The 26,303-nt window shown below is 36.4% G+C and carries 29 protein-coding genes; 4 read left to right on the top strand and 25 right to left on the bottom strand.

Annotated elements, in window-relative coordinates; translation table 11 throughout:
- Positions 1–161: 161 nt before the first annotated feature.
- The 15 genes from HNQ80_RS23970 to HNQ80_RS23900 form a co-directional block, all read right to left on the bottom strand.
- Positions 162–1,448: an adenylosuccinate synthase gene (locus HNQ80_RS23970; protein WP_184313485.1), complete on the bottom strand. Its 1,287-nt coding sequence runs from the start codon at positions 1,446–1,448 to the stop codon at positions 162–164.
- A gap of 162 nt (positions 1,449–1,610) precedes the next feature.
- Positions 1,611–2,273: a DUF421 domain-containing protein gene (locus HNQ80_RS23965; protein ID WP_184313483.1), complete on the bottom strand. Its 663-nt coding sequence runs from the start codon at positions 2,271–2,273 to the stop codon at positions 1,611–1,613.
- Positions 2,274–2,371: 98 nt separating this feature from the next.
- Positions 2,372–2,581 (bottom strand): DUF1858 domain-containing protein, encoded by a 210-nt coding sequence (locus HNQ80_RS23960; RefSeq protein ID WP_184313481.1) that lies wholly within the window; start codon positions 2,579–2,581, stop codon positions 2,372–2,374.
- 137 nt (positions 2,582–2,718) lie between these two features.
- Positions 2,719–3,915: an HD-GYP domain-containing protein gene (locus HNQ80_RS23955; RefSeq protein WP_184313479.1), complete on the bottom strand. Its 1,197-nt coding sequence runs from the start codon at positions 3,913–3,915 to the stop codon at positions 2,719–2,721.
- 186 nt (positions 3,916–4,101) lie between these two features.
- Complete coding sequence (locus HNQ80_RS23950) at positions 4,102–4,734, bottom strand: GNAT family N-acetyltransferase (RefSeq protein WP_184313477.1); 633 nt, start codon at positions 4,732–4,734, stop codon at positions 4,102–4,104.
- 257 nt (positions 4,735–4,991) lie between these two features.
- Complete coding sequence (locus HNQ80_RS23945; protein WP_184313475.1) at positions 4,992–5,471, bottom strand: ferritin family protein; 480 nt, start codon at positions 5,469–5,471, stop codon at positions 4,992–4,994.
- Between the two features lie 115 nt (positions 5,472–5,586).
- Entirely contained in the window at positions 5,587–6,918 is a 1,332-nt protein-coding gene (gene dnaB / locus HNQ80_RS23940; RefSeq protein ID WP_184313473.1) for a replicative DNA helicase, read from the bottom strand.
- A gap of 116 nt (positions 6,919–7,034) precedes the next feature.
- Positions 7,035–8,948, bottom strand: a complete 1,914-nt coding sequence (lonC, locus tag HNQ80_RS23935) for a Lon family ATP-dependent protease (protein ID WP_184313471.1) — start codon at positions 8,946–8,948, stop codon at positions 7,035–7,037.
- Positions 8,949–8,961: 13 nt separating this feature from the next.
- Positions 8,962–9,408, bottom strand: a complete 447-nt coding sequence (gene rplI, locus HNQ80_RS23930) for a 50S ribosomal protein L9 (protein ID WP_184313469.1) — start codon at positions 9,406–9,408, stop codon at positions 8,962–8,964.
- Positions 9,405–11,402, bottom strand: a complete 1,998-nt coding sequence (locus HNQ80_RS23925; protein ID WP_184313467.1) for a DHH family phosphoesterase — start codon at positions 11,400–11,402, stop codon at positions 9,405–9,407. Before HNQ80_RS23925 ends, rplI begins: the two co-directional genes overlap by 4 nt.
- 18 nt (positions 11,403–11,420) lie before the next feature.
- On the bottom strand, positions 11,421–12,374 hold the full coding sequence (locus HNQ80_RS23920; RefSeq protein WP_184313464.1) for a YybS family protein: 954 nt from the start codon (positions 12,372–12,374) through the stop codon (positions 11,421–11,423).
- Positions 12,375–12,386: 12 nt separating this feature from the next.
- On the bottom strand, positions 12,387–12,713 hold the full coding sequence (locus HNQ80_RS23915) for a MazG-like family protein (protein ID WP_184313462.1): 327 nt from the start codon (positions 12,711–12,713) through the stop codon (positions 12,387–12,389).
- 373 nt (positions 12,714–13,086) lie between these two features.
- Positions 13,087–13,311: a helix-turn-helix domain-containing protein gene (locus HNQ80_RS23910; protein WP_184313460.1), complete on the bottom strand. Its 225-nt coding sequence runs from the start codon at positions 13,309–13,311 to the stop codon at positions 13,087–13,089.
- 13 nt (positions 13,312–13,324) lie between these two features.
- A complete protein-coding gene (locus HNQ80_RS23905) occupies positions 13,325–13,471 on the bottom strand; it encodes a YvrJ family protein (RefSeq protein WP_184313459.1) in 147 nt (48 codons plus the stop codon).
- A 2-nt stretch (positions 13,472–13,473) separates the two neighbouring features.
- Positions 13,474–14,010 carry a sigma factor-like helix-turn-helix DNA-binding protein gene (locus HNQ80_RS23900; protein ID WP_184313457.1) on the bottom strand — a complete coding sequence of 179 codons (537 nt, stop codon included), beginning with the start codon at positions 14,008–14,010 and terminating at the stop codon, positions 13,474–13,476.
- 399 nt (positions 14,011–14,409) lie between these two features.
- On the opposite strand from HNQ80_RS23900, the gene HNQ80_RS23895 reads away from it, so the two are divergent.
- Entirely contained in the window at positions 14,410–15,489 is a 1,080-nt protein-coding gene (locus HNQ80_RS23895) for a D-alanine--D-alanine ligase (RefSeq protein WP_184313455.1), read from the top strand.
- Between the two features lie 2 nt (positions 15,490–15,491).
- On the top strand, positions 15,492–16,883 hold the full coding sequence (locus HNQ80_RS23890) for a UDP-N-acetylmuramoyl-tripeptide--D-alanyl-D-alanine ligase (RefSeq protein ID WP_184313453.1): 1,392 nt from the start codon (positions 15,492–15,494) through the stop codon (positions 16,881–16,883).
- Positions 16,884–16,983: 100 nt separating this feature from the next.
- Here HNQ80_RS23890 and HNQ80_RS23885 read toward each other — a convergent pair whose 3' ends face one another.
- From HNQ80_RS23885 to HNQ80_RS26550, 5 genes are all read right to left on the bottom strand, one after another.
- Positions 16,984–17,472 carry a hypothetical protein gene (locus HNQ80_RS23885; protein WP_184313451.1) on the bottom strand — a complete coding sequence of 163 codons (489 nt, stop codon included), beginning with the start codon at positions 17,470–17,472 and terminating at the stop codon, positions 16,984–16,986.
- A gap of 521 nt (positions 17,473–17,993) precedes the next feature.
- Positions 17,994–18,545, bottom strand: a complete 552-nt coding sequence (locus HNQ80_RS23880; RefSeq protein WP_184313450.1) for a DUF881 domain-containing protein — start codon at positions 18,543–18,545, stop codon at positions 17,994–17,996.
- Between the two features lie 583 nt (positions 18,546–19,128).
- Positions 19,129–19,353, bottom strand: a complete 225-nt coding sequence (locus HNQ80_RS23875; protein WP_184313448.1) for a helix-turn-helix domain-containing protein — start codon at positions 19,351–19,353, stop codon at positions 19,129–19,131.
- A 13-nt stretch (positions 19,354–19,366) separates the two neighbouring features.
- On the bottom strand, positions 19,367–19,513 hold the full coding sequence (locus HNQ80_RS23870; RefSeq protein WP_184313446.1) for a YvrJ family protein: 147 nt from the start codon (positions 19,511–19,513) through the stop codon (positions 19,367–19,369).
- Positions 19,514–19,515: 2 nt separating this feature from the next.
- Positions 19,516–20,052, bottom strand: a complete 537-nt coding sequence (locus HNQ80_RS26550; RefSeq protein ID WP_184313444.1) for a sigma factor-like helix-turn-helix DNA-binding protein — start codon at positions 20,050–20,052, stop codon at positions 19,516–19,518.
- A 462-nt stretch (positions 20,053–20,514) separates the two neighbouring features.
- Here HNQ80_RS26550 and HNQ80_RS23860 point away from each other — a divergent pair, with 462 nt between their 5' ends.
- On the top strand, positions 20,515–20,982 hold the full coding sequence (locus HNQ80_RS23860; protein WP_184313442.1) for a L,D-transpeptidase: 468 nt from the start codon (positions 20,515–20,517) through the stop codon (positions 20,980–20,982).
- Between the two features lie 49 nt (positions 20,983–21,031).
- On the opposite strand, the gene HNQ80_RS23855 is transcribed toward HNQ80_RS23860, so the two are convergent.
- The 5 genes from HNQ80_RS23855 to HNQ80_RS26545 all read right to left on the bottom strand — a co-directional run bounded on the left by HNQ80_RS23855 (position 21,032) and on the right by HNQ80_RS26545 (position 24,466).
- On the bottom strand, positions 21,032–21,856 hold the full coding sequence (locus HNQ80_RS23855; protein WP_184313440.1) for a hypothetical protein: 825 nt from the start codon (positions 21,854–21,856) through the stop codon (positions 21,032–21,034).
- Positions 21,857–22,622: 766 nt separating this feature from the next.
- Positions 22,623–23,177 (bottom strand): RDD family protein, encoded by a 555-nt coding sequence (locus HNQ80_RS23850; RefSeq protein WP_184313439.1) that lies wholly within the window; start codon positions 23,175–23,177, stop codon positions 22,623–22,625.
- Between the two features lie 365 nt (positions 23,178–23,542).
- Positions 23,543–23,767, bottom strand: a complete 225-nt coding sequence (locus HNQ80_RS23845; protein WP_184313437.1) for a helix-turn-helix domain-containing protein — start codon at positions 23,765–23,767, stop codon at positions 23,543–23,545.
- A 13-nt stretch (positions 23,768–23,780) separates the two neighbouring features.
- Positions 23,781–23,927 carry a YvrJ family protein gene (locus tag HNQ80_RS23840; protein ID WP_184313435.1) on the bottom strand — a complete coding sequence of 49 codons (147 nt, stop codon included), beginning with the start codon at positions 23,925–23,927 and terminating at the stop codon, positions 23,781–23,783.
- A gap of 2 nt (positions 23,928–23,929) precedes the next feature.
- Positions 23,930–24,466, bottom strand: coding sequence for a sigma-70 family RNA polymerase sigma factor (locus HNQ80_RS26545; protein ID WP_184313433.1), 537 nt, complete (start codon positions 24,464–24,466; stop codon positions 23,930–23,932).
- A 468-nt stretch (positions 24,467–24,934) separates the two neighbouring features.
- Here HNQ80_RS26545 and HNQ80_RS23830 point away from each other — a divergent pair, with 468 nt between their 5' ends.
- Positions 24,935–25,294 carry a hypothetical protein gene (locus HNQ80_RS23830; protein WP_184313431.1) on the top strand — a complete coding sequence of 120 codons (360 nt, stop codon included), beginning with the start codon at positions 24,935–24,937 and terminating at the stop codon, positions 25,292–25,294.
- The last annotated feature ends 1,009 nt before the right edge of the window (positions 25,295–26,303 follow it).

The raw sequence follows: 26,303 nt of genomic DNA, 5'->3' as shown, positions 1-26,303 counted from the left end.
CGTAGAAAACTAAGGGTCATTTCACATGATCATTATTTTGAGAACACATTAGTAAATTTTTTTCTTGACAGCAGTTAGCTGGTCTACGGTTGTGTCGTAACATTTATTCATTGCTCATATCTTTATGCCCATAAAAAAATGCAGCCTCGAGGCTGCATTTTTTATCTAAAAATCTTATCTCTAATAATCGTCTGGGTTCTCTTTGGTCCTACAGATATGATCTTCACTGGCACTCCGATCAGCGCTTCAATGCGATCGATATACTTTCTCGCATTCTCTGGAAGTTCCTCGTAGGAGGTACAGCCAGTAATATCTTCCTTCCAGCCTTCCATTTCCTCATAGATCGGCTCACATTTTGCCAAAGTCTCTAAGCTTGCAGGGAAATGCTCAATTACTCGGTCTCCCAGCTTGTAGCCTGTACAAATCGCAATCTTTTCAAAGCCTGTCAATACATCCAGAAGCATCATGGACAGACAGGTCAATCCGTTGATCCTTGCTGCGTATTTCACCATTACCGCATCAAACCAGCCGCATCGTCTTGGTCTTCTTGTAACTGTACCATATTCATTCCCTGCAATTCGAATGCGATCTCCAAGCTCATTGTCCTGCTCTGTTACAAAGGGACCCTTTCCTACCCTTGTGGTATAGGCCTTGATGACGCCCACCACTTCTTCAATCATATTGGGTCCAATTCCTGCTCCTACAGTGAATCCACCAGAAATAGGGTGGGAGCTGGTCACATACGGATACGTGCCTAGGTCTACATCCAATAAAGTCCCTTGGGCTCCTTCAAATAGCACTTTCTTTCCTGCTGCCACTGCATCGTATAGGATAACTGTGGTATCATCTACATATTTTCGAATTCTATCTGCATACCCTAAATAGCTTTCAATGATTTCATCTCGATCAACCTTTTCTCCACCGTATATCTTCTCTATGATTATATTCTTTTGTTCGATTTGCTTTGTTGCCTTTTCAATGAATACTTCCTTATCCATCAAATCACAGATTCGAATACCAGATCGCTCAACCTTATCCATATAACAAGGCCCTATTCCTTTTTTTGTTGTACCGATCATGCCTTCTCCCCTAGATGCTTCTGCCAATTCATCAATTCTTTTATGATAAGGAAAAATAACATGGGTTCTATCACTGATTTTAATATTATCTGTTTTTATCCCTTGAGCTTCAAGCTTTTCTATTTCCTTTATAAATCCTTCTGGATCAAATACAACACCATTACCAATAATATTGATGGTTTGAGGGTATAAGATTCCCGAAGGAATGAGATGCAACGCATATTTGGTATCTCCGACAACCACGGTATGTCCTGCATTATTTCCACCTTGTGCTCTTACAACGACTTCTGCTTCTCCAGCTAGATAATCAATAACCTTTCCTTTTCCCTCGTCTCCCCATTGGGCTCCTACGATTACAACCGTTGACATGACCCACACCTTCCTTTGCGCTTATAAAAAATAGTATTTTATCTTTCTTATATCTTTTATTTCCGAACATCCACAACTTATACTATCAAATATGCCCCTCTTCGTCAATAAATTTACGAATATTTATTTGTATAAGTATTTTTTTATTCGTAATCGAAGACTTTACTCTTTTATTCGCTCTATATAAACTTGTTCTTCTTCGTTCATCGTGACCAATGCAACTTCTTCGATGCTGTTGATCCCCTTTTCCTTCAACACATCCATCAGCCAATCCATTTGTAATCCTGCATAATCAAGATTTTCCTGTATTATTTTTTGATGTATGATGAGGGGCAAAGCAATCTCTCGTCCTTTTCTTTCAGCGCTGACTTTTTTCACCATAGATGCTTCACCTTTTTTTTTAGGAACAACCATCATTTGGCCTGTATTCTCTAGGATTGCAAACTCCACATCAGCCACATTGGTATACCCTAGTCTTTTCAACTCATCAATGAGCTCTCCCAGGCTGATCCTAGCTGATTTCAGATTTTCTTCAGAAATTTTTCCTCGATGGATCAACATTTTAGATTTTCCTTGAATATATTCCTGCATACGATGATTAGTTCCCAGAAGTTTTATAAGAAGATGCAATCCAATAAATATACCGATTCCTGCAAGTGCCAGACCGAGACTCTCCGTAACGAGGGGACCAGACGCTAGGGCACTTAAAATGAATAGATTCGCTAAATCATAATTCGTTAACTGGCCGATCGCCCGCTTTCCTAGAATCCTAAAAAGGAATAGAATGATGAAAAAAATAATGATTACTTTGAAAGAATGCGCCATGTTACCCTCCTGTCCGTTCGTATTCCTACGGGTAATATAACGCAAACTTCCATGAAATATACAAAAGGTGCCTAAGTTTCCTTAGACACCTTTAGCAATTATTCGCCTTTGCTTACAAAATATTCGTTTAGATCATTTATTAAAGCATCTACATCTAAACCATGAACCATGGCTGCATCTGCAATGCTTTCCATGGAAGATGCAGGGCATCCTAAGCAATGTAATCCATGTCTCATAAAAATAGGAGCTGTTGCTCTATCCATTCTTAATACATCAGCAATAATCATGTCCTTTGTTACTTTTGCCATCTTACTTCCTCCTCTTATTGGTTTAACCATTCACTAACATTATACCATCTTTTAGGTGAAAACAAACAATATTTTCTAGGGAACAATGGGGCCTTTCTTCATTATTATCCGTGATTTCTACTCTTTTTATTATCCCTTTAAACAACGGCTTCTAAACAATCAAATACATTTTTCATGATTTTTTTATCTTGAGCCAGTTTATTTAAAATTTGCAGCGCCTCCTGCTTTCCCAATGCTTTACGATAGGGACGATGCTCTGTCAATGCTTGATAGATGTCTGCCACGGCAATGATTTGATCTTCTTCTGTAATCTCATGGACAGTCATGCATTCAGGATAGCCACTGCCATCCAGCTTCTCATGGTGATTTCCCGCCCATCGCGCAATATCCTCAAAGCCATCTACTTGACTAAGAATTAGCTTGGTATAATAGGGATGGCTTTTAATTTTAAAAAACTCCTGGATTGACAAACTACCTGGTTTATCTAGGATCTCATTGGGCACTGCCAACTTTCCCAAATCATGAAGATAGCCTGCAATACCAATTTTTCTCCATTTCAATTCATCATAACCCATATTCTTTGCCATCTTCTTGGAAAAATCGGATATTCCTTGGGAATGCATATATGTAAACTCACTCTTATTATCAATCAGAAGTGCAAATACCTCTGCGATTTTTTCCAAGTCAGAAACATCCATGCTAACCGTTTGAATGGGTTCCATCCTATTGAGAATCATATGAATATTATGATACTGTAGATCCATCCAAAATTTTTCTGTCTCTGCTATAGATTTCATGTTTTCTACAACCTCAGGATGAAATTGACCTCCTGCGCCTGCTTTTATCCGATCTAATAGAACATGCCTGGATTCAAAAGAAGAATTTCTACGATCGAACAAGATATCAAAGCTGTCAGCCACATGAATGATGTGGGCTCCCAGTGAAATATCATCCCCCATTAAACCATTAACACCACTTCCATCCCAATGGTCATGATGAAAAAGGATGGAGTCTGCGACAAACTTACTAAAGGGTAATTTGCGAATCAGCTCATATCCATTGTCCGCATGAAGCTTCTTCAATACATGATTTTCTTGAAAATCATTGATGCAATACCTGGATAAAGCACCTGACATGCCAATATCATGGAGCAGGGAAGCAAAATATATATCTGACCGAATGCTGTCATCCAATCCCATTTTGTCCGCCAAGCGTAAAGCAATGTACGCCGTTCTTCTAGCATGTTCATGACTCCTATTCTGAGCCAAATCTAGTGCAATGGATAAAGACGATAATAATTGATTTAAACTGATATCTATTCTTTCAGCGGCCATAGGAGCCCCTCTCTTCACTTGTTGAAATTGATTATCAATTACATAATATTATCACTTTTTTATCCCCTTGTCAAATTTATCCTCTTCTCATAAAATATCAAAATTTCATGACTTATACACATATTTATCCCACTTATTTACCTTATTGCACAAAAATACACATTTTTTATCAACTTATCCACAATGTTATTCACATTTCCACATAGTTTTTGTGGACATACTGTTGATACTGTGTTCATAATTCCCTCTTTTCAACTCCATTTTCACATATTTTGTCATCATGCCTCGATCCGATCTGATGAACATTTCCGTAAATTCCTGATACTTTGGATTATAAAAGATCTCCGCTGTCTGATCCTCAAATTCCATAATTTCCTCTCCTATCACCTCAAACCCACATTTTTTATAACATCGAATGGCGCGTTCATTATACACAGCCGCCCGCAATGTGATGGCTCGCATCTTCATCCGCCTGAAATAATAGGCTAAAAAGGCTGAAATAGCGTCTGTCCCATAGCCTTCATTCATATGATTTGGATCTAAAACAATTCCCAACTCCCCTTCACTTTTAAACCAGCTCAGATCACGGATGGAAAGAAACCCTATAATTTCATTCTCCGAATTCTCTATGACAAAGCTCTTTTTTCTAAACTTTCCTGCTTTTAATCGGTACCATTCATCTCTTTCCTGTTTGCTTAAGCTAGGAAAATTATAGTGAAAAAATAATGGATTTGAATGCTTCCCCCAATACCGCATTCGATCCACATCTTCCCTTTCTAATTTTCTTATTCTCGTTTTCTCCCCTATGGCAATCCACACGATGCAGTTCCCCCTACCTATGGAATCTATTGCTTACCTCTTTGATTACTATGTACTTTTTTATGAAAATATTCTACTCTACCCTTTGTCTTACCTTCTTTATAGATAACTTTTGATCATAAAGCTAAAAAAGGATAGTCCTTTGCTGACTATCCTTTTTGCTTTCTCATCCACAATACTTATATATCTCTTCCCACTACACCGTCTCTACTCATGCTACACCCTTTCCTTGAAAACATGCTTTTTTCGTCTGCTCATTACTCTTGAATCAGCATTCTCAATTTATGTAAATGCTTGATTTCCTCTTTGATTAAACGACTTAATACTTTTTTCGTTCTTTCATGCTTTGTATGATTCTGGACTGTCTCGTAGAATAAAATAGAATCCTTCTCTGCTTGTATGCCAATCAGTAGGGCTTCTTTAACGCTAGAGACATTTCTCACACGGTGGTTGGTCAATCCATTTGTGTTAAATACAGCCGTCTCACTGAGCGCTCTCAGGTAAGCTGAAATCGGCTCTTCATAGACACTGCGACCTTCCTCACTGGAAACTCTTTTATAAATATCCTGAAAGGTCTTGATATGATCCATTTCCTCTTCCGCTAAATGTAGAAACATCTCTTTTATCTGAGGATCATCATATTGACCAGCCGCCTCTATATAAAAACGATGACCTTCTTCTTCAGCACCTATGGCAATCTTTAATACATCGAGCTCATTTAAACCCTCTACAGCCACATTGAATACCTCCCTCTATTTCAAAATCTTTTATCTTTTGTAACCATTCGGATAGGGGTTTGATTCAAGATAATTTATTTCTAAAAACGGTGTATTTCAAACAGTAAATAATTAACTATTCCCTGAACTTTTCAAGATTTGCAAACTTCGTAAACTGTCCAAGCCACGCCAATTCGACCGTCCCTGTAGACCCGTTACGCTGCTTGGCAATAATGACTTCTCCGATATTTTTCTTTTCGCTATCTGGATGATAGTACTCATCTCTATATAGGAACATAACGATATCGGCATCCTGCTCAATGGCACCAGACTCTCTAAGGTCAGAAAGAATTGGTCGATGATCCGCCCTCAACTCCGCTGCACGGGAAAGCTGGGAAAGGGCCACCACAGGACAATCCATTTCTCTGGCAAGACCCTTTAGATTACGGGAAATTGCCGAAATTTCCTGTTGCCTACTCTCTACCTTTCCATCACCGCTCATCAGCTGAAGATAGTCGATCATGACCATATCTAATCCATGCTCCATCTTGAGTTTTCTACACTTGGCCTTCATTTCCATGACCGTAATCCCAGGAGTATCATCAATAAAGACCTTTGCCTGTGCTAAAGGTCCCATGGCCTTCGCCAGTCTCGGCCATTCATCCTCTGTAAGCGTTCCATTTCTAATTTTTTGGATCTCAATGTGAGATTCAGCACTGAGCATACGCTGTACAAGCTGTTCTTTAGACATCTCCAGGCTGAATACAGCCACTGACGCACCCCCTTTTAAGGCGGCATTCTGAACAAGGTTCAGTGAAAACGCCGTCTTTCCCATGGAAGGTCTGGCAGCCACTAGAATCAAGTCTGAGCGTTGAAGACCAGATGTTTTTCTATCAATGTCTGCAAATCCTGTGGTGACTCCTGTAATACCACCCTTGTTTTGATAAAGTTCTTCAATCTTATTAAAACTTTCCAAAAGAATTTCTTTAATGGGGCTAAACCCTTCTTGAGATCTGCTTTGAGAAATGTTGAATATATTTTTTTCAGCAAGATCCAGTATACTATTCAGCTCATCCTCAGCCTGATATCCCTTATCCAGGATTTCCGAAGAAGCCTTGATTAATCGTCGAAGGATTGCCTTTTCCTCTACAATTTTAGAATAATATTTCACATTGGTAGTCGTCGGCACTGCTGAGGATAAGCTGGCCAAATAGCTTATACCACCTATGGCCTCCAGTATCTGGCGCTGGGATAGCTCCTCCGAAAGAGTAACCATATCCACAGGCTCATTTCGGTTGTATAGATCAATCATCGCCTCAAATACTTCTTTATGGGCTTCCTTATAAAAATCATCGCCCCTTATAATCTCAGAAGCAGTAATAATGGCTTCTCGGTCTAGGATCATCGCCCCTAGAACCGATTGCTCTGCATCGATATTATGGGGTGGAATTCTTCCTAAGTACTCCATTTCAAATCCTCCTCACACACTCACCCATGATACGTGTTATAATGAAAGGCCAGAGACAAGGTTAAAAGAACCTCTCCTGGCCTTATCTTTCATCGATAGTCTTCTTATTCTCATCATTATACTAACATAATTTCCAGTACTTCTTCAATCGTTTCTACGGGAATGATTTCTATCCCTTCCCAATTCTGATGAACATCCTTTATATTCTCTATTGGAAGGATCACCTTCTTCATCCCTTCCTGCTTGGCACCATAAATCTTTTCGTTGATACCACCCACTGGTTTTATCTTACCCCGAATGGAAATCTCACCTGTTACGGCCACATCCTGTCGAACCGGCCTATTCTGTATGGAGCTGATAATCGCCGTCACAATAGCTGCCCCAGCTGAAGGACCATCAATATTTCCACCACCAATGGCGTTTACATGAACATCATAATCCGCCAGAAGTTCTCCCGTTGTTTTTCGCACCAAAGATGCGGCATTGAACAAAGAGTCCTTGGTCATGGTGCCTGCCATATCATTGAAGCGCAGACTTCCTCTGCCTTTTTCTATGGCATCAAAGGTCACACACTCCAGTTCTAATACAGAGCCTAAAAATCCATGAACACCCAAACCAAAAACCTTTCCTATCTCAGGAACTTCACTGGCCTTATGGGTAGCCATCGGTGCCAGACGACTCATCTGTACAACCTCTAAAATATGGTTCTTCGTGATATGAACCCCACTCTGCTTCCCTTGCTCATATAAGGCCATGCTATATCCATCGGAAAGCAGATTAATTGCCTTCCTTCCCTCTATGGTATAATGACTGATGATCTGGGGTACCTCTTCATCCAATTTTACTTGTAAACGTCCAGCTGCTCTTACTACAATATCCTCTATATGTTGCGCAGACAGGGGTTCAAAAAATACCTCTGCACATCTGGAGCGAAGGGCTGGGTTAATTTCATTGGGTTGCCTCGTAGTAGCGCCGATCAACACAAAATCAGCGGGAGCTCCATCATGGAAGAGTTTTTTCACATATAAAGGTACCGCCGGATTGTCAGGATCATAATAAGCGGAATCAAATTCCACCCGCTTGTCCTCCAAGACCTTTAGCAGTTTGTTTTGGAGAGTCATATCCAATTCCCCAATTTCATCTATGAAGAGTACCCCGCCATGGGCCTCTGTCACAAGACCAGGCTTTGGTTCTGGTATTCCCACCTCTGCCAGATCTTTTTTGCTGCCTTGATAGATGGGGTCATGGACAGAACCCAACAGCGGATTTGTAGACTCCCTTGGATCCCACCGCAATGTGGTTCCATCTACCTCTATAAATTTAGCCTCTTCATCAAAGGGCGTATGCTTCATTTTTTTTGCATGCTCTAAAGCCAGTCTGGCTGCCGTTGTCTTTCCTACCCCCGGTGGGCCGTAGATGATGATGTGCTGGGGAAAGGGTGACGCAATCTTGGAGACTAGGGATTTAATTGCTTTATCCTGCCCCTCAACATCCTCAAGCTTTTTAGGTCGAAAGAGCTCCATAGCTGACTTAGATAATTTCTTGGATTCCAGCTTTTCTAGCTGGGCATATTTCTTAAAGGTATAGGCATTTTCTGGCCCCGTGGTACTTTTTAGAATCTGCAGCTTCATTTCTTCCATGTATTGCTGCTGCTTCTGTTCAATTCTCTCCAGGGTCTCCTGCTCAATCCTATACTCTACAGTCTTTTTTGCCAGCATATCGGCAAGCTTTTCCTCAATGCTGCTCAGTAGATTTCTGACGGCTTCTCCCTTGGGAACTTCCTTCAATTCTAATGAATCAAATACAACCCGATGGAGGGCTAAGATCCTATCCTCGATCTTCTCGGAATGTATCAGTTCTCCCGCTCCTGTCTTTTCAACCCGCTGGGAAACTTTTTCTGTTCCTAGAACATGGTCTAAAATTTGGTAGAGAGTGGCAATTTGCTTTGGAACAAGTCCTCTCTCATTTAGTTTTTCATGAATGTTTGCCATATCTACGATCTCTGGATATTGATCAAATTGTGCCGCCATGAATATCTCCCTTCTACTCTGCTGCAACCTCTACTTTTAACTTTGCTGTTACTTCTGGATAAACTTTGATTTCTACAAATACTGCACCCAATTCTCGAATCGGATTGTCCAAATGCATTTTTCTCTTATCAATCTTAATTTTATGCTGCTTTTCCAATGCCTCTGCAATATCCTTAGAGGTGATAGATCCAAACAATCTTCCTCCATCTCCTGCTTTTCCCTTTAGTTTTACAGTAAGCTGAGATATCTTATCAGCTAAGGCTTTTGCCTCTGCCAGTTCTTCTTGTTTCTTTCTCTCTTCGGCAGCTTTTTGCTTCTCTAATACCTTCATACCGCCTTCAGTAGCCTCTTTGGCAAGTCCCCTAGGGATCAAGTAATTTCTAGCATGTCCATCACTGGCATTTATTACATCTCCAACTTTTCCCATTCCTTTTACATCCTTTAATAAAATTACCTTCATTTTACTTCACCTTCCTCAAAATATTCATCTATTGCTTTTATCAGCATGCTCTTTGCTTCTTCTAAGCTCACATTGACCAACTGGGTTCCTGCAACCGTTAAGTGCCCACCCCCGCCAAGCTTTTCAAGGATGACTTGCACATTGATATCTCCTAAAGACCTTCCACTGATAAACAGTTCCTCGTTATCTCGGACACCCAGCACAAAGGATGCCATGATCCCTCGAATATCCAATAGCTCATCGGCAGCCTGAGCAGCAACTAAGTTGGCGTTATGGGTTCCCTTTGGACAAATGGAGATGGCAATGTTCCGACCTATATCTTCAGCACTCCTTACCACCTGAGCTCTCGCCACAAAGGTCTGCAGATCATCTTGGAATAATTGGCGTACACTGGTGGTATCCGCTCCAGCCCTTCGCAGCAGTGATGCTGCCTCAAAGGTTCTAACCCCTGTTTTAAAGGAGAAATTTTTTGTATCTACTGTAATCCCCGCCAGAAGCGCTTCTGCTTCCACCTTTTCTAAGACCAGCTTATCCTCCATATACTGAAGTATTTCTGTTACCAGCTCACAGGTAGAAGACGCATAGGGCTCCAAATAGGTAAGCACTGTATTTTCAATAAACTCTGCACCTCTTCGATGATGGTCGATCAGTACAATCTTGTCTGCTTTTTGGATAGCCTCTGGACACTGGGTAAACCCAGGACGATGGGTATCGACCACCACCAACAGGGTTTGATTATCTAACTGCTCCAACACATTTTCAATATCAATCATGCGATATTCCCCATGCTGCTGTATACGATGATAAAGATTTTCTATGGCTGGATTGATCCCCTCAAAAACAATATATGCTTCTTTTCCTCTATTTTTTACGGCCTTAGCTACCCCTATGGCAGCGCCGAAGCTGTCCATATCAGGAATTTTATGTCCCATGATAATGACCTTGCTCGACTGATCGATGAGCTGTCTTAAGGCATGGGCAATCACCCTTGCCTTTACCTTGTTTCTCTTCTCCACGGCCTTGGTTTTTCCACCATAAAAACTCAAGGTATCAATTTTCTTAACAACGGCCTGATCCCCGCCCCTTCCCAAGGCTAGATCAACACCGGCCCGTGCAAACTCTTCCAACTGTATCGGTGTTTTTCCATTGACTCCTACGCCGATACTCAGGGTAATAGGGATTTCATTGCCCACTTGAATTTCTCGGATTTCATCCAGTATGGCAAATCGTTTTGACTCCAATCGCTCCAGGTATTTATGCTCAAAGAACACTATGTATTTGTCTTTGGTATACCTTTTTGCCACAGCATTCATTCTAGCAGCCCATAGGCTCACCTTTCTATCAATCTCTGCTGTAACCATCGGTCTGTTGGCTTCTTCCATGCCTTGGATTACATCATCATAATTATCCACCTGAATCAACGCAATGTCAGGCTTCTCCTCATTATATTTCACCTTAAGGTTTTGAAAATGAGTGATATCAATCCAATACAACATGATGATATAACGGGACTCATAGTCATTCGTTATTTTAACTATATTATAGAGGACTTTATAATGTCTATCCTTAATTGTTACCTCTGTTACCATATCTTTTTTGTCCTGCAAAATATTACTCACTTTTAACCCAGCAATCAAATCTTCAATGTCCCTCTCCAATATGTCCTTGACGTCCACCATCTCAGCAAACTTGGGATTATACCAAGCGATACTGCCATCAAACTCTACGATGGCCAAGGGGATGGGAAGATTGAGAATAGCATGCTTCGTTGCAGAGTCAATGTCAGAAGACAGGCTCTCGATATAGCGGGTCCACATTTCCTTTCGATCGTGCTGGGTCTTCCAATGATGGTAAATCAAATAGAGCAATACAAGAATCCCGATTCCACCTATAAACAGATTGTAATAGGCCAAGATCGAGATAAATACGGTCATAATCCACAAATGTATCTTTGTATCGGGCACAAGCATTTTTATAAATCGTTTATTTCCCATGGGTTGCACTCCTATAAATTAACCTAACTTTTTTAGCTTCCTGAAATCTGCAAAGACATCAATAAGCCCTAAAATAACAGTCATCAAGCCACCTGGCCCACTGAAGAGAACGTATACAAAAACAAAGATTCTATATAATCTGCCTAGGCGGTATTTCTCAATTAAAAAACTGATCACTGCAAGGCCTTGAATAAAAAATGCCGTCCGGAAAAGCAACGATACATTGGCTGACAGCGTATTGAAATCCACAACCCGAATATATTGGGTAAGATACGTAAGTAATAAAATAATTACTGTCCCCATAACGATGCTATCAGGTAGCTTAAAATATTTAAATTGGGGAAATATAGGCGTCTTATCTCCGATCTTATTCAATATGTAAGCTGTTAAAAGATAGTTGACATAAGAAAAAACTACCGAAATTAAGATCAATATGGAGGGAAATGTCATACCAAACACGACAATAAAGGCTTCATAAGCCGTTTCCATTTGTTCTAATTTCCCGGGTTCAATACCCATTCCACTATACAAGGATATGGCCATATCTTTGGATTCATTTAGGGCATTCATGAGTTCTTGTACCACATTGTTTCCCATTGCAAAGGTTACTAACCCCATGACCAAAACAATAGAGGTTACAAATGCAATGATTCCACCCGCCCATATCTTCATGGGATCATATTTCTTATCCATCATGTAGCCCATGGTTATCGCTACAATACTAGTCAAAGAAAATAATATGACAGATGACCAAATTCCAATGAAACCTCCTACAATAGCACCTGTTATACCAATTGAAAGTATTTCAACGTATAAGCCATGTCTTTTTCCAAGTATCATAAAAGGTACTGGAAGTAAAAATAGCAGAATCGTTAGAAACGGTATGTAATTGCCAATAATCGTAAATAGGCTTGCAATACCAATGATCATGGCGGCTTCTGCTAACGATCGTGCTTTGTCCTGTTTTTCCAAATTTTGCTCCTCCTAGCTTCTGTTTCTATCTAGATATTGTTTCAAGCTGGATAAATCTCCATACCAGCCCTCTACCTTGTGTTGTTCCAATATTCCCAGACGAATTTTGTCCTCAATTCGCATATCGACAGTAGCAAAGTTGATGCCTAAACGTTTGCCTAGTATATAGGTCACAAGGATAATATTTGCCAGTACATCGATCAATGCATCCTGTGTTCCCTTTACACCCTTCACCAAAAGTTCAAACAAGGATGCAATGGTTGTCAGCAATTCGCTTTTCAGCCATTCGATTATCTTTATGTTTTTCGTTACATCTATTTGTTGATCACCCATCGCCATATGTATACTCTCCTCCCTTTATATACATTATAGCAGATTAGGCCTTAATGTATATATTCTGTAGGAAAGATTGGACTCCTTTTTAAAATATTTTCCATTGAAATCAATGCTATACACAGTTTTTTAAATTGCCCTAATAGCAGGACATAGTTTTTGCTTTGAAAACTATTTTTTTGTTTTATTTGCTGGCATTTTATATGCTCTTAATGATCGATACTATCCCTATTTAAGTGTTTCCACTTTTATATTTAATTTTCCATCTGGATGAATAGAACGAATATCAATTCAAAAAAAATTAAAGTTCTTGGATCTGACTAGATCCAAGAACTTTGTTGTTCAGCGCAGTTACAATTACGCTGCACTTGAGACAAGATTAATTAAAATATCTTGTTATATCGGAGATGTTCGTAAACTTGAAGTTTTTGATACAGTATATAAACTTGATACAAAGCTCTTGAAAGCAATCACCATCGAAGCAACCATTGATGCAGCTGTTTTTATAGATCATGGGCTTGAAAATATCTAAAATGCTTCCTATGGCATCACCATCTCCCCTTTGTGCTGCGTCAAATAATTGTCTTAGAAATGCATCACTCATAGGATAACCTCCTTTAATGCTGGATTTTTCCCAACATCTCGATCATAAATAATAGGGTTTTATTCAAGTCATCCAGCTTCTTTTCTATCCTAATTAATAGAAAGGCTGTAACGGCAATAGGGAAGCCTAAGGTTGAAACAAATTCATTAAATATTTCCATGATTACTTCCCTCCTATCTGTTTCCTTAACTTATCTAAAGCGGTTTTCTTGATCTTATTGACGGCTTGCTGGCTAATTTCTAGTTCCTTAGCCACCATCTCTTCTTCTTTCTCTTTTATGATGCACTCATGAATGATCTGCTTTTGCCTGTCTGTTAGTTCATCAATGGCTTCGAGCACTTTCTTATTCACAAAAATCTCACGATAGTCTATGTTCTCTTTATCCCTATAGATTTCTTCTATAAAATCTATAGGGGCATCGGCAATGGTGTTGATCTTTTCCTCTTCAAAATCAGCATCTAACACATTTAAGTACAAACCTTCTTTTTCTCTGATTTCATTTCCCTTTTGCTTTACATCCATGGCTGCAAAGACAATGGATTTTCTTATGTAGCTGTAAAGGTTGATTCGAAACAGGTAATCATTAAACTTTTGATTGAGGACATCTAAAAAATCGTCATTCTTGAAGATAATTCCTTGGACATATAGCTCCTTATTTGCCGCATCTTCCTCTAAAAACTTCTTTGCTAAACTATCCACCTTATCCCCTCCTTGTGTAACCCCCTGTAACCTGTTCACCAATAAGATACATTTGTAGACTGCTTAAATATATTTAAGCTCCCCTACTATATAAGACGGTTGAAAAGTAAAAAAAATCAACCATATTATTCACATTTTTTAAAATTTTCTGTTTTTGTGTAAATTATATCACACTTTATCATTACATATCCATATAATTCCATAATTTTGAACTAACGTTCTTGCTAATGTTAAAAAATATCAAATTTCCCCGCGGAAAAACTGGGTACTCTTTTTTATAGAGATTTTTAAGAGATTTTTAAGAAATATTTAAGATTTTTGTCCACTGTTTCTTAAGAAGTGTTTTGTAAAATAAAAACATGAACACACTAGAGATATGAAAGAAAGGGAGGGGAAACGATGAAAACAAATATCTATATATTATACGGTGGACGATCTGCTGAACACGAGATTTCACTGCAAAGTGCCATGGCAGTCATTAACGGCCTTGACAAACAAAAATATGTGATACACCCCGTCTATATCGGCAAGGATGGAACATGGCAAGCTGGCGCACCTGTAGATGAGGGGACAGTAATCGATGATAAAGAACAGCTGAAGACGCTGGCCCATCAATCACTATTCCATTCCTTAGGGAACTTCCTATTAGAATGCTTTAAGAAAAATGAAAAAAGTATCATATTCCCAGTTCTCCACGGGCCAAATGGAGAAGATGGTACAATACAAGGACTTTTAGAATTGTTGGACATACCCTATGTAGGGAATGGGGTCTTGGCATCTGCTTTGGGGATGGATAAGGCGGTAATGAAGGACCTATTAACAAAGGAATATATTCCTCAATCCCATTATATGGTCCTGAAGTATCAAGATTGGCAGGAAAATAAAGAACATTCCTATACTGAGGTGGAAGAGGTCATTGGTTACCCATGTTTTGTAAAGCCCGCTCGATTAGGCTCAAGCATTGGCATCAGCCGCTGCGAAAGTCGCGAAACCCTGGGAAAGGCTATCCAAGAAGCTTTCCTCTATGATCATAAGTTGGTGATAGAGCAGGAAATCATCGGCCGAGAAATGCAAATCGCCGTATTGGGCAATCATCAGCCCCAAAGTTCAGTAGTAGGAGAATTCATTCTCGAACGACCCTTTATGGATTATGATGCCAAGTATGTGGATGGAAAGCTGCTCCCAATTATTCCAGCAAAATTGTCTCCAGAGGTCAGTCGTGCCATGAGAGATATGTCTTTGAAGGTCTTTAAATTATTAAACTGTCAGGGAATTGCCCGCATCGATTACTTTGTAACGAAAGAGGAACAGTTTTATGTAAACGAAGTAAATACGATGCCGGGATTTACGAAACAGAGTATGACTCCTGCTTTATGGAATCAAACAGATGGAACAACCTATTCTCAATTGTTAGACAAACTGATCCAGCTTGGATTTGAAGCATATGAAGAAAAAAAATCAATTGTTATTGGGAGGTAAGTATGATACGACGCAGCATAATAGAAATATCGGAAATGGTAAAAGGTGTTCTAATAGGACAGGAACACTCCGACGAGATAATCCAGGGTATCTGTACTGATTCTAGGAATATACAGGAAAATCAATTGTTCATTCCTCTTCAGGGAGAAAATTTTGATGGACATGTTTTTATAGATAAGGTAGCTGAAAGCGGAGCAAAAGCGGCATTGTGGAGCAGGCATGTACCCTTGCCATCTGTGGCAATTCCACTGATTTTAGTGGAGGATACTTTGGTTGGGTTACAAGAATTAGCCAAAGCCTATCGTAGCCAATTAAAAACGACCATCGTAGGTATTACTGGAAGCAATGGCAAGACTTCCACAAAAGATATATTGGCCAGTATTTTAAGTGTAAAATACAAGACTCACAAAACTTTTCAAAACTTCAATAATCAGATTGGTGTACCCCTAACCCTCCTTGAGATGGAAGAAAGTGCAGAAATGGCTGTCGTAGAAATGGGTATGTTCCGTCTTGGAGAAATTCAACTGTTAACCACCATTGCAGCCCCCGATGTGGCTGTAATCACCAACATTGGTGAAGCCCACATGGAATGGCTCAAAACCAGAGAAAATGTTGTTCGGGCAAAGCTGGAAATCCTTGAGGGTTTAAAGGAAAACGGACCATTCATATATTTTGGAGATGATCCATTGTTGCAGCGAGGAATCAGCACCTATCCTCAAAGCTATCCAAAGATTACTTTTGGTCAAGACCCGGAAAATGATTATAAACCTATACTTGAGGAAATAAATGATGAGGGAATTACCTTCTCTTTAGATTTACCAGATCATCCAAGTTTTTATCTTCCTATGCTGGGTAAGCACCAAATGTTAAATGCCACTGCTGCCATTGCAGCAGCTAGGTCCTTAGGTATGTCCTTTGATGAGATAAGGATCGGGTTAAAACAAGTAGAGGCTACAGGTATGCGTAATGAGTTGGTTCATTGTAAAGGTTTCACCATCTTAAACGATGCTTATAAATCAAACCCTCCTAGCTTGAAAGCAGCATTAGAGACCCTATATGCATTAAAAGGGTATACGCAGAAAATTGCAGTTTTAGGAGATATGACAGGCCTTGGAGAAGAAGCACCAAAGATGCATGAGGAAATCGGTGAAAGTTTAGATGAAAATCTAGTGGACTATATTTTCACACTAGGTACTCTCGCTAACCATATCGCTGAAAAAGCGAAAGAGAAATTTCCAGCGGAACGGGTTATTTCTGTTGAAAGCAAAGAAGCACTGCTGGAAAAGCTAAAAAAGGTTATAGAGAAGGATGCCATCATCCTAGTAAAAGGCTCTCGAGAGATGCGACTAGAAGATGTGATCCACCAACTTCAAAAGGGTGATATCAAGATATAACCAAAGAAAAAGGTGATTTCTAAAATCACCTTTTAAGGTTGGTATATCAATCTTTATATGGATTTCTATAAATGCAACACAAATTAAAACTGTGTCGCATTCATAGTTTTTGAGAATTGGTAATTAAATCATTAATATATTTATAATCAAATTTAGAACCTATAATTTTATAATAGCCATCATGGAACCCCCGTTTATCAGACCTAATAGCAATAATGGTTAAATTATCTAAATATATTTCATCAATAAATATTTTATTATTTGCTGGTGGGACAAACTCAAACATACCCGAAAAGTAAATTTCTTTCTCATGTTTATGAATTTCATTCCAATGTGCCTTCTCTTTTAAAGGTATCAAATTTAAATCACTAAAATATTTAAAAATAAGAGTGTTGGTATCCAAGTTATGACTAGATTTATTTATTGAATTATTAGGATGATTCTTACTAAAATGAAAACCACGCGGAGTATCTTTGGTGAACTCAACTAAAGGGTTGTAAGGGATTTTATAATATATATAATTTTGATAAAAGTTTGTTAATAAATAAAACAGGATTAATATAGAGAATACATATTTAAAATTTTTCATGATTATAATTCATTCCTTTCACCTATTTGGGGTACCACCAACATTTCCGACAAACTCCATTCTAAGAAATTATGTTGTACTACAATTTTAATATATTACTGACACTTATGTTGCACTAAACAAGTAAAATCAACGTTTTAAGCTATATTAGTGCGACATAAATATGGCTTAAAGTGAGTTTTGTCGTTTTGCTGGCGAGCCCCCAAGTTTAAACAAGCTAATATCCAAATAGTTCCAGGAAAACTATATCATAAAAAATATCGCTATTTATGTTACATATTAATTACATTTCCGCTGCTTCTCAAAAAAACTTCTAACAGATCAGGGCGAAGATTTTTTTATTATATTATTTATCAAGTGTAATTAAAAGATATCCCTTGTATAAAAGATGATTTCTAAAGAATCTTTTATACAAGGGATATCAATGTTTTAATGTATTTTATTAGGTATAGATTTAACACTAGGATCTATAATATTAGTTTTAGACAATATATTTACATTGGCTATATCTTAAGAAAGCTTCATTTTTTTTCTACTGGTTTAGCATAATTAAAATATATATCTCCTGTATATTTAGGTATAAATAATTTATCTTCTTTTTCTATTTTTATACCTATGTATTCTTTCAGTAAATTAACATAGCTTTCTTCTGTTTTCAATGCATCACTTAATGTTTCCGGATCTCCTATAGCTTTGATAACAAAAGGACTACTATATTCATTGTCATTTATTTGTATCCTCATCTTATTAGCTTTTATTTTACTTGTTGAAATTAATCGTTCATCATTTATAGAAATAACTTCTGCTCCCTCAGATGTTAATAGATTTACAATTTTAATAAGGTCGATATCATGAATAATATTGTTTGAGTTATTTATCTGGGTTTCATTATCTGTGAGCGTTATACTAACACCCTCCCCTTCAACATCTACTGCTCCTGCAAGTATTTGAACATTTTCCATGTTCTGTTCTAATGACACTGATTTTTGTACGTTTGTAAACCCTGTTATCATTAAAAATGCTATTATTAGAACTATAAATTTTAGTGAATTTTTTTTTAATATTGATATCATACTGGCAGCTCCTTTACATGTCTTATTTCTCTTCTATACTCACTATATCAACATATTATAACTAAAAAGTAAATATATGTAAATAACTGGTTGGTTATTAACCTACAGCTATTTTAAGATTTTATTTCTCCTTTTTTAGTCTCTTAATAGTAAGACAGTTTTTGTTGGCGATTTGTTTCATTATTTGTTTATTTCAATAAAACTTTATTTAAATGTTCTATATCACCACCAGATAATTTGTAACTCAACTAACTTTTAAATTAATCCTAAAAAATCACATTTAGGGTATAGTTGAATAATAAAATAAAAAAGTGATTATTAAAATCGTCCTATATCGTAGATATATGAATGCTTATATACAGTTACCACAGCTTTGATCTATGTAATTCTATTTTTGTACAATTAATGTTCGAGCTTCAGCTTTCAAGATAGAGCCCCCTTTATAAAAGTTTTATTTTAATCTTCAAATATAGTTTTAGAGTATTACTGGCATTTGTAAAATATTTTAAAAACATAAAAAACCCCTGAATCCAGGAGCTTTTATGTTCAACTTAATTAACATTGTGTTGCATTCGGATTAAATTTAACCAAAGTATTTTGTTATGTCTGAGATGTTTGTGAACTTGAATTTTTTGATACAATGTATAAACTTGATACAGAGTTCCTGGAAACAATCACAATCGAAAGAACCATTGATACAGCTGTTTTTATAGATCATAGGTTTAAAGATATCTAAGATAGTTCCTATGGCATCACCATCTCCCCTTTGGGCTGCATCAAATAATTGTCTTAGAAATGTATCACTCATAGGATAACCTCCTTTAATTCTGGGCTTTTCCCAGATGTTCAATCATTAGTAATAGGGTTTTGTTCAGTTCATCCAGCTTCTTTTCTATCCTGATTAATAGAAAGGCTGTGACAGCAATGGGGAAGCCTAAAGTTGAAACAAATTCATTTAATATTTCCATGTCTACTTCCCTCCTATCTCTTTCCTTAGCTTATCTAAGGCAGTTTTCTTAATTTTATTGACGGCTTGCTTGCTAATTCCCAGTTCTTTGGCTACCGTCTCTTCTTCTTTGTCTCTTATAATACATTCATGAATGATTTGCTTTTGTCTGTCTGTTAAGATATTTATGGCTTGAAGCGTTTCCTTATCTGTAAGAATGTCACTAAAGTCTATGTTTTCTTTATCCCTATAGATCTCTTCTGTAAAATCCATAGGGGCATCGGCAATGGTGTTGATCCTTTCCTCTTCAAAATCAGCATCTAAAACATTTAAGTATAATCCTTCTTTTTCTCTTAATTCATTTTCTCTTTTCTTTAGATCCATGGCAGCGAAGAAAATGGATTTTTTTATGTAGCTGTAGAAATTGATTCGAAACAGGTAGTCATTAAACTTTTGATTGAGGACATTTAAAAAGCTGTCATCTTTGAAGATAATTCCCTGGACATACAGATCTTTATTTACTACATCTTCCTCTAAAAACTTCTTTGCTAAACTATCCACCTTATCCCCTCCTTGTGTAACCCCCCCTGTAACCTGTTACCCAATGAGATACATTCTGAGATTGTTAAAAGATTCATCTCATTTCTATATAAGACGACCGAAAAATAAATTTGGTCAACCATTTTCTATACATTTTTTAAAATTTTTGAAAATTAGGTCAATTGTTACATTTGAATTACACTAGAACATCCAGATTATACCATAATTCAGAACATATGTTCTATATCTTGAAAAAAAAATATCAAATTTCCTTGGAGAAAATTTGATCTCTCTATATAAAACGGATTTTTTTTAAAATAATCAACCATTCTATAAAAAAATTTTTGAAAATTATTTTTTTACGTTTGGTTGATTTTATCCTCTTTCGATCTTCTTATTTAGTGTAGGGCAAAACGAACTGGCCAGAGAGTAGAAGCCTAACAAAATAAAAATATAATAAAAATGTAAAAGGAGGAATATTACATGGCTTGGTCTATTGAAATCAATCTCCCTGAAAATAGGGATAATAAAGGTACATTAAAAATGTATGCTAATGGAAGTGTTATTCATACTTGCGCCTGCTTAGGAAGAGGAAGTGAGTGCCCCGATCATACCCAATGGTGGGCTACCAATGGTGACACTCCTACCGGTTCCTATAATGGTACTTTGATAGCTGCAGATACTAATGTATATAGCTACGGACCATATAAGAGAATAAACTTAGAACCAACTGGTGGACATGCTTTGGAAGCTGCCCAAGCAGGAAGATATGGTTTTATGATTCACGGTGGGGACCCAGCAGATACTGGAACGCCGTGGTACCCATTAAGACCTACTCATGGTTGCATTAGAGTTTCTAACGCCGACCAAAAGAAACTTGCTGAACTTGTTACCGCAAACGGCGGAACTGGTTACATTGGTATCTACGGTACTCAAAAGGAGAGGCCATAAGGAGCTTAATTAAATAAAAATAATAGGTGAAAGCCTATTATTTTTATTTTCAATACAATGGAATTCTTATAGATTTTATGTTTTCCAAATAATAACTGCCGTTTGCTATAACTTTTTCTGGACAATCAAAACGACCTATTTTTTTTTCCTCATATATTGCTTTTATCATCCCGCTATACTCTTTATTTATTATTTCCTGAAGCTCTTCAGACTTATACTTTAAAGAAGCTGTGTTCACAACCAAGCAATCATCTGTGACATCAAACATGTTTTGCATATGTATATTATCCAGCACAAAGAACTTATCGTCTTCTGCAAAGGCAAGAGACCTGATATTGCCCTCCTCAAAAACATTTATTTCCTTAGATATAGCCATATAATTTGAGTAACCATCATCAAAATGCATTGTGTAGTAATATCCATTATCCATGTATAACCCTTTATTGCCGACCCACATGAACGCTACATTATTTTTTATTTCTATCAATTTATCAGTTTCGATATCATAAATACTATCCTTTACGAAAATATATCTTTCATTTTGAGACCATTGTATAGCATATCTTGAAAGATTATACATTGAATACGGATCATCTGATAGTGCTGAATAATCCTCGTATATAACCTTCGAAATTTCTTTATTGCCACTTTTTACATGAAGCACTAATTCATTATTATGAGTACATACTACTTCCTTATCTCCACGCTGAGATACACTTAACACATAACTTTTGTTATCTTTAAGCGCTTCTTCTTCAACTTCATTTATATTATCATTCGTCTCTATTTTAGTGACGTGGCTATCGCTTAATCTCCAAACCCCGACCATTGCTACAGCAGCAATTGTAGTAAAAATCAATGCTCTCTTTAACATTATTCATCACTCCAAATCTCATTTTTTATGTTTCGATACTCTCTAAAAGTTCTCCTTTCTACTTTCTATGATTATTCTGAATGTCACCTCAGGCTTAGGTTTAACATTGATTATGTGTTTTCGAATTAGCTACTAAATGATAATTTGTTAATTGATTAGAGTTTTTAGATATTTAGGAACTCTCTATCATTATGTAACTTGTTTTTAATTCTTGAATCTATCATCCCTTGCGTAGTTCTTTAACAGTAAGACATTTTAATTAATAATTTGTTCCCGAATTTGTTTGTTTTGGAAGAAATTTATTTTTGATCTATATTATTTCTTAAAGAAGAATTTGAAGAATAGTTGAAAATGACATAGACACTTACCCGTCAATGATATAAGCTGCTTCTTGAAAATTATTTTCTTTAAAAACTTAGTTCCTAAGAATGAATATGCTTTTATACCCTTAGACACTGGCATAATCGAATTTCTATGATTAACTTTTAAAATTAGCAGACGTTTTTTTATCAAATAAAAAAGCACACTACGTGTGCTTCGCTAGGGGAATCTAGTTCCCCTTCGACGGCTGCAAAGCAGCCTGAGCACCCCTCTGACTGCAGCATGGGACTACTTCACCTGCACCCCTGCTTTTTTTATAGTATAAGAAAGTCTACTTTCTTATACTATAAAAAAAGCTCAAATCACTATTTGAGCTTACATCGAACATAATTACTTAATATATAACAGCCTTTCTACATGAATGCATTGTTATCTAAATTTGAACTTATATTAAATCAATAGAATCCTCTTTTACCTCATTCAATGATTGTTTAGTTACAACATAAGTGTTAGCTATATAGTCATGGATAGCCCTTTTCTTCTTGTTAAAAACAACAGCGAGTACATCAATAAGAAAAAAGAATGTGAAAAGATTTACTATTAATAATAGAATTCTATTTACTACTCCATTCAAAATAAAGAAATTTGCAATAAAAGATAAAATAGTTGAAACTAATTGTGGGCTCAATCGAGTTAGGGATTGTAAGACGGAAATATATTGTCCATTATCATTTACAATCCTTATTTTTGTAATCAACTTACCAGGAGTTCCGCCATACCTTACTTGAAAGAACACTTGAAAACAATAAGATAAGATTGTGTATAACAACACAGGAAGGAAAAGCTTATTCTCCATAAAATATATATAATGCTTCATATAAAAGAACAATACTGGGCTAAGGATGATAATATCAAGGATGGATGCTAACACTCTTTTCCAGAAACCAACGTATTCAACTTCACTAATTGTTTCATTCTTAATTGTCTCATGAGTATCCATAAAAAGTCTCCTTTTTCCACTTTATTTCTATAACAGAACCATAAACAGTCAGAGTATTTCTGATAACTATTGTATTCCCAAAGCTTACCGAGTGATCCATCCCAGAGGGAATTTTGAATATGTAGCCATATTCACTATATTCTCTAAAAATTTACAAATTCCTCCAAACTAACATTATTTACTAGAGTATTCCTCAAACTGCCCGTTTTCGTTATTAAGCAGACAAATAAAAAGCAAAGTAGACTTATAGTAATTATCTACTTTGCCTCTGTTCCCACCATACTTTAAAATTGCTTCCTATCTTTAATGACTATCATCAACTACTGGTATTCATCAAAATTCACATTTTGTTGCAGTAACGTAGATTAACAAAAATATTTTGTTACGTCTGAAATATTCGTAAACTTGAAGTTCTTAATACAGTATATAAACTTGATACAAAGCTCTTGAAAACAATCACCGTCGAAGTAACCATTGATGCAGCTGTTTTTATAGATCATTGGTTTAAAGACCTCTAAAATAGTTCCTATAGCATCACTATCTCCCCTTTGGGCTGCATCAAGCAATTGTCTTAGAAATGCATCGCTCATAGGTTGGCCTCCTTTATTGCTGGGTTTTTCCCAGGGCTTCAACCACTAGTAATAAAGTTTTATTTAGTTCATCCAGCTTCTTTTCTATTCTGATTAATAGAAAGACTGTAACGGCGATGGGAAAGCCTAAAGTTGAAACAAATTCATTTAATATTTCCATATCTATTTCCCTCCTATCTGCTTTCTTAACTTATCTAAGGCAGTCTTTTTTATTTTATTGACGGCTTGTTTGCTAATTCCTAGCTCCTTAGCAATCGTCTCTTCTCCTTTGTCTTTTATAATACATTCATGAATAATCTGCCTTTGCCTGTCTGTCAGTGTATTTATGGCTTCTAGAACTTTCTTATCTGTAAAAATCTCGTGATAATTTATATCTTCTTTATCCCTATAGATTTCTTCTGTAAAATCCATAGGGGTATCTGCAATGGTGTTAATCTTTTCCTCTTCAAAGTCTCCATCTAATACATTTAAATATAGTCCTTCTTTTTCTCTTAATTCACTGTCCTTTTTCTTTAGATCCATGGCTGCAAAGAAAATGGATTTTTTTATGTAGCTGTAGAGATTGATTCGAAACAGGTAATCATTAAACTTTTGATTGAGGACATCTAAATAGCTGTTATCTTTGAAGATAATTCCTTGGACATACAGATCCTTATTTGCTGCATCTTCCTCTAAAAACTTCTTTGCTAAACTATCCACCTTATCCCCTCCTTGTGTAAACCCCCCTGTAACCTGTTCACCCATAAAATACATTTAGAGTTTGTTAAAAAATTAATCTCATTACTATATAAGACGGTTGAAAAGTAAATTTGGTCAACCATTTTTTATACATTTTTTAAAATTTTTGAAAATTAGGTCAATTGTTACATTTGAATTACACTAGAACATCCAGATTATACCATAATTCAGAACATATGTTCTATATCTTGAAAAAAAAATATCAAATTTCCTTGGAGAAAATTTGATCTCTCTATATAAAACGGATTTTTTTGAAAAAAATCAACCACTCTAGAAAAAATTTTTTTAAAATTATTTTTTTGTGTTTGATTGATTTTTGATCCCTTTTCATCTTCTTATTTAGTGTAAGGCAAAACGAACTGGCCAGAGAGTAGAAGCCTAACAAAAAAACAAATAAAAAAATATAAAAATGAAAAGGAGATGTTTATTATGGCGGCACCAAGACCAGGAGATTTAAAGTGGGTTGAATCTACGACAACAAAACAAGAACTAGAAAATCAGGTGGGAGCAATCAACACAACACCAGCTCCATTAAATATTCTTGTAGGTGTATCTGGTTTCTTTGCAGGATTAGCAAATGCTGTGGCTGGAACAGTGATAGGTGCGTTTGGATTAATTTTACTTGCTAAGGATACTTATTACAATGAGCAAAAAGCTAAATTAGAATCGTTACTTAGCAAATTAACCACTGCAAGCCCAAGTACTGTTGTAGTTATTGAGCAAGAATATAAATATAGTGCAAAGGGCGCATGGGCACCAACAAACAACGTTAGATTCTCAACAAAATAGAAATAAAAGAGCCGTACTTCTGGGCAAGTGCGGCTCTTTTATTTCTATATAAATTAATAAAAATAATTGTAAATAAAAATACTTATCATAGCTATTGCCATAAAGATAACAGATAAAAGATATCTGATATGTCTAGTTCTAATAAAATGTTTATAATATATAAAAGCTATACTGGGAATAAATGTAAAAATAAAAATACCTATTGCAATCATAGAAGTTTCTTTATTCATAATAAAAAAGAATAAAGCTAAAAAGTATGTTAGAAGCAACCAAAAATCTAAACTTCCAGTTTTTATAACTTCGAAAGGCTTAAAGCTATAATTGTTTTTTTGAACTGAGTATATAATTCTAGAAGATATAAAAATTGATAGCGTAGCAAATAAAAAGATCAATATTTGTATTTTCATAAATATCACCTCAAAAATTTTTTATAGTACGAAGAGTTAATATTACATTCAATTGAAGTTTTATAATTAGATAAGACTTATTTACATATTACTATTTTGTTAATGCTTAGGATTTTTCATTTTTATTAGTATGATCAAGATATATTCAGTACATCTTGAAACGTTAATTAGTGATCTAGGGAAAGTAGTTCTTCCTAATAAAAACATTGAATATCTTCAATGTTTTCATAACTAAATTCACACATAGGCGACAACCTCTTTCCTTCATATCATATGCTCATGTTTGTGATTTCAGTATACAAATCGCCTCCTTTCATAACTCCTTAATAGTAAGACAACTAAACTGGGAATTTGTTCCTTAGTTTAGTTGTTTTTAGAAAAATATTGTTGTAAATATTAAGAGTTCCTTAAAGAACAATTTACGGAACTCTTGATATATTCATTGTAATCGCCTCTTAATATAATGTTAATTTTATGCTTATATCCATTTAATAGTAACTTGAAAATTGACCTTTCCCCGATAAAATAGACACGCTATACGGCTAGTTTTCTTTCATTTTCATAGGATATCGGGGTTTTATATCCAAGAGCAGAATGTAGCC

The organism is Anaerosolibacter carboniphilus, assembly GCF_014205875.1.
GTDB lineage: Bacteria > Bacillota > Clostridia > Peptostreptococcales > Thermotaleaceae > Anaerosolibacter > Anaerosolibacter carboniphilus.
The sequence above is the reverse complement of the archived record's forward strand: the minus strand, read 5'-3'. Positions and strand labels throughout refer to the sequence as shown.

Bases quoted from the DNA above. Each gene is read 5' to 3' on its own strand.
- HNQ80_RS23970 (WP_184313485.1), bottom strand. From the start codon at position 1,448: ATGTCAACGGTTGTAATCGTAGGAGCCCAATGGGGAGACGAGGGAAAA.
- HNQ80_RS23965 (WP_184313483.1), bottom strand. From the start codon at position 2,273: ATGGCGCATTCTTTCAAAGTAATCATTATTTTTTTCATCATTCTATTC.
- HNQ80_RS23960 (WP_184313481.1), bottom strand. From the start codon at position 2,581: ATGGCAAAAGTAACAAAGGACATGATTATTGCTGATGTATTAAGAATG.
- HNQ80_RS23955 (WP_184313479.1), bottom strand. From the start codon at position 3,915: ATGGCCGCTGAAAGAATAGATATCAGTTTAAATCAATTATTATCGTCT.
- dnaB (WP_184313473.1), bottom strand. From the start codon at position 6,918: ATGGAGTACTTAGGAAGAATTCCACCCCATAATATCGATGCAGAGCAA.
- lonC (WP_184313471.1), bottom strand. From the start codon at position 8,948: ATGGCGGCACAATTTGATCAATATCCAGAGATCGTAGATATGGCAAAC.
- rplI (WP_184313469.1), bottom strand. From the start codon at position 9,408: ATGAAGGTAATTTTATTAAAGGATGTAAAAGGAATGGGAAAAGTTGGA.
- HNQ80_RS23925 (WP_184313467.1), bottom strand. From the start codon at position 11,402: ATGGGAAATAAACGATTTATAAAAATGCTTGTGCCCGATACAAAGATA.
- HNQ80_RS23915 (WP_184313462.1), bottom strand. From the start codon at position 12,713: ATGGCGATGGGTGATCAACAAATAGATGTAACGAAAAACATAAAGATA.
- HNQ80_RS23910 (WP_184313460.1), bottom strand. From the start codon at position 13,311: ATGAGTGATGCATTTCTAAGACAATTATTTGACGCAGCACAAAGGGGA.
- HNQ80_RS23905 (WP_184313459.1), bottom strand. From the start codon at position 13,471: ATGGAAATATTTAATGAATTTGTTTCAACCTTAGGCTTCCCTATTGCC.
- HNQ80_RS23895 (WP_184313455.1), top strand. From the start codon at position 14,410: ATGAAAACAAATATCTATATATTATACGGTGGACGATCTGCTGAACAC.
- HNQ80_RS23890 (WP_184313453.1), top strand. From the start codon at position 15,492: ATGATACGACGCAGCATAATAGAAATATCGGAAATGGTAAAAGGTGTT.
- HNQ80_RS23885 (WP_184313451.1), bottom strand. From the start codon at position 17,472: ATGAAAAATTTTAAATATGTATTCTCTATATTAATCCTGTTTTATTTA.
- HNQ80_RS23880 (WP_184313450.1), bottom strand. From the start codon at position 18,545: ATGATATCAATATTAAAAAAAAATTCACTAAAATTTATAGTTCTAATA.
- HNQ80_RS23875 (WP_184313448.1), bottom strand. From the start codon at position 19,353: ATGAGTGATACATTTCTAAGACAATTATTTGATGCAGCCCAAAGGGGA.
- HNQ80_RS23870 (WP_184313446.1), bottom strand. From the start codon at position 19,513: ATGGAAATATTAAATGAATTTGTTTCAACTTTAGGCTTCCCCATTGCT.
- HNQ80_RS23860 (WP_184313442.1), top strand. From the start codon at position 20,515: ATGGCTTGGTCTATTGAAATCAATCTCCCTGAAAATAGGGATAATAAA.
- HNQ80_RS23855 (WP_184313440.1), bottom strand. From the start codon at position 21,856: ATGTTAAAGAGAGCATTGATTTTTACTACAATTGCTGCTGTAGCAATG.
- HNQ80_RS23850 (WP_184313439.1), bottom strand. From the start codon at position 23,177: ATGGATACTCATGAGACAATTAAGAATGAAACAATTAGTGAAGTTGAA.
- HNQ80_RS23845 (WP_184313437.1), bottom strand. From the start codon at position 23,767: ATGAGCGATGCATTTCTAAGACAATTGCTTGATGCAGCCCAAAGGGGA.
- HNQ80_RS23840 (WP_184313435.1), bottom strand. From the start codon at position 23,927: ATGGAAATATTAAATGAATTTGTTTCAACTTTAGGCTTTCCCATCGCC.
- HNQ80_RS23830 (WP_184313431.1), top strand. From the start codon at position 24,935: ATGGCGGCACCAAGACCAGGAGATTTAAAGTGGGTTGAATCTACGACA.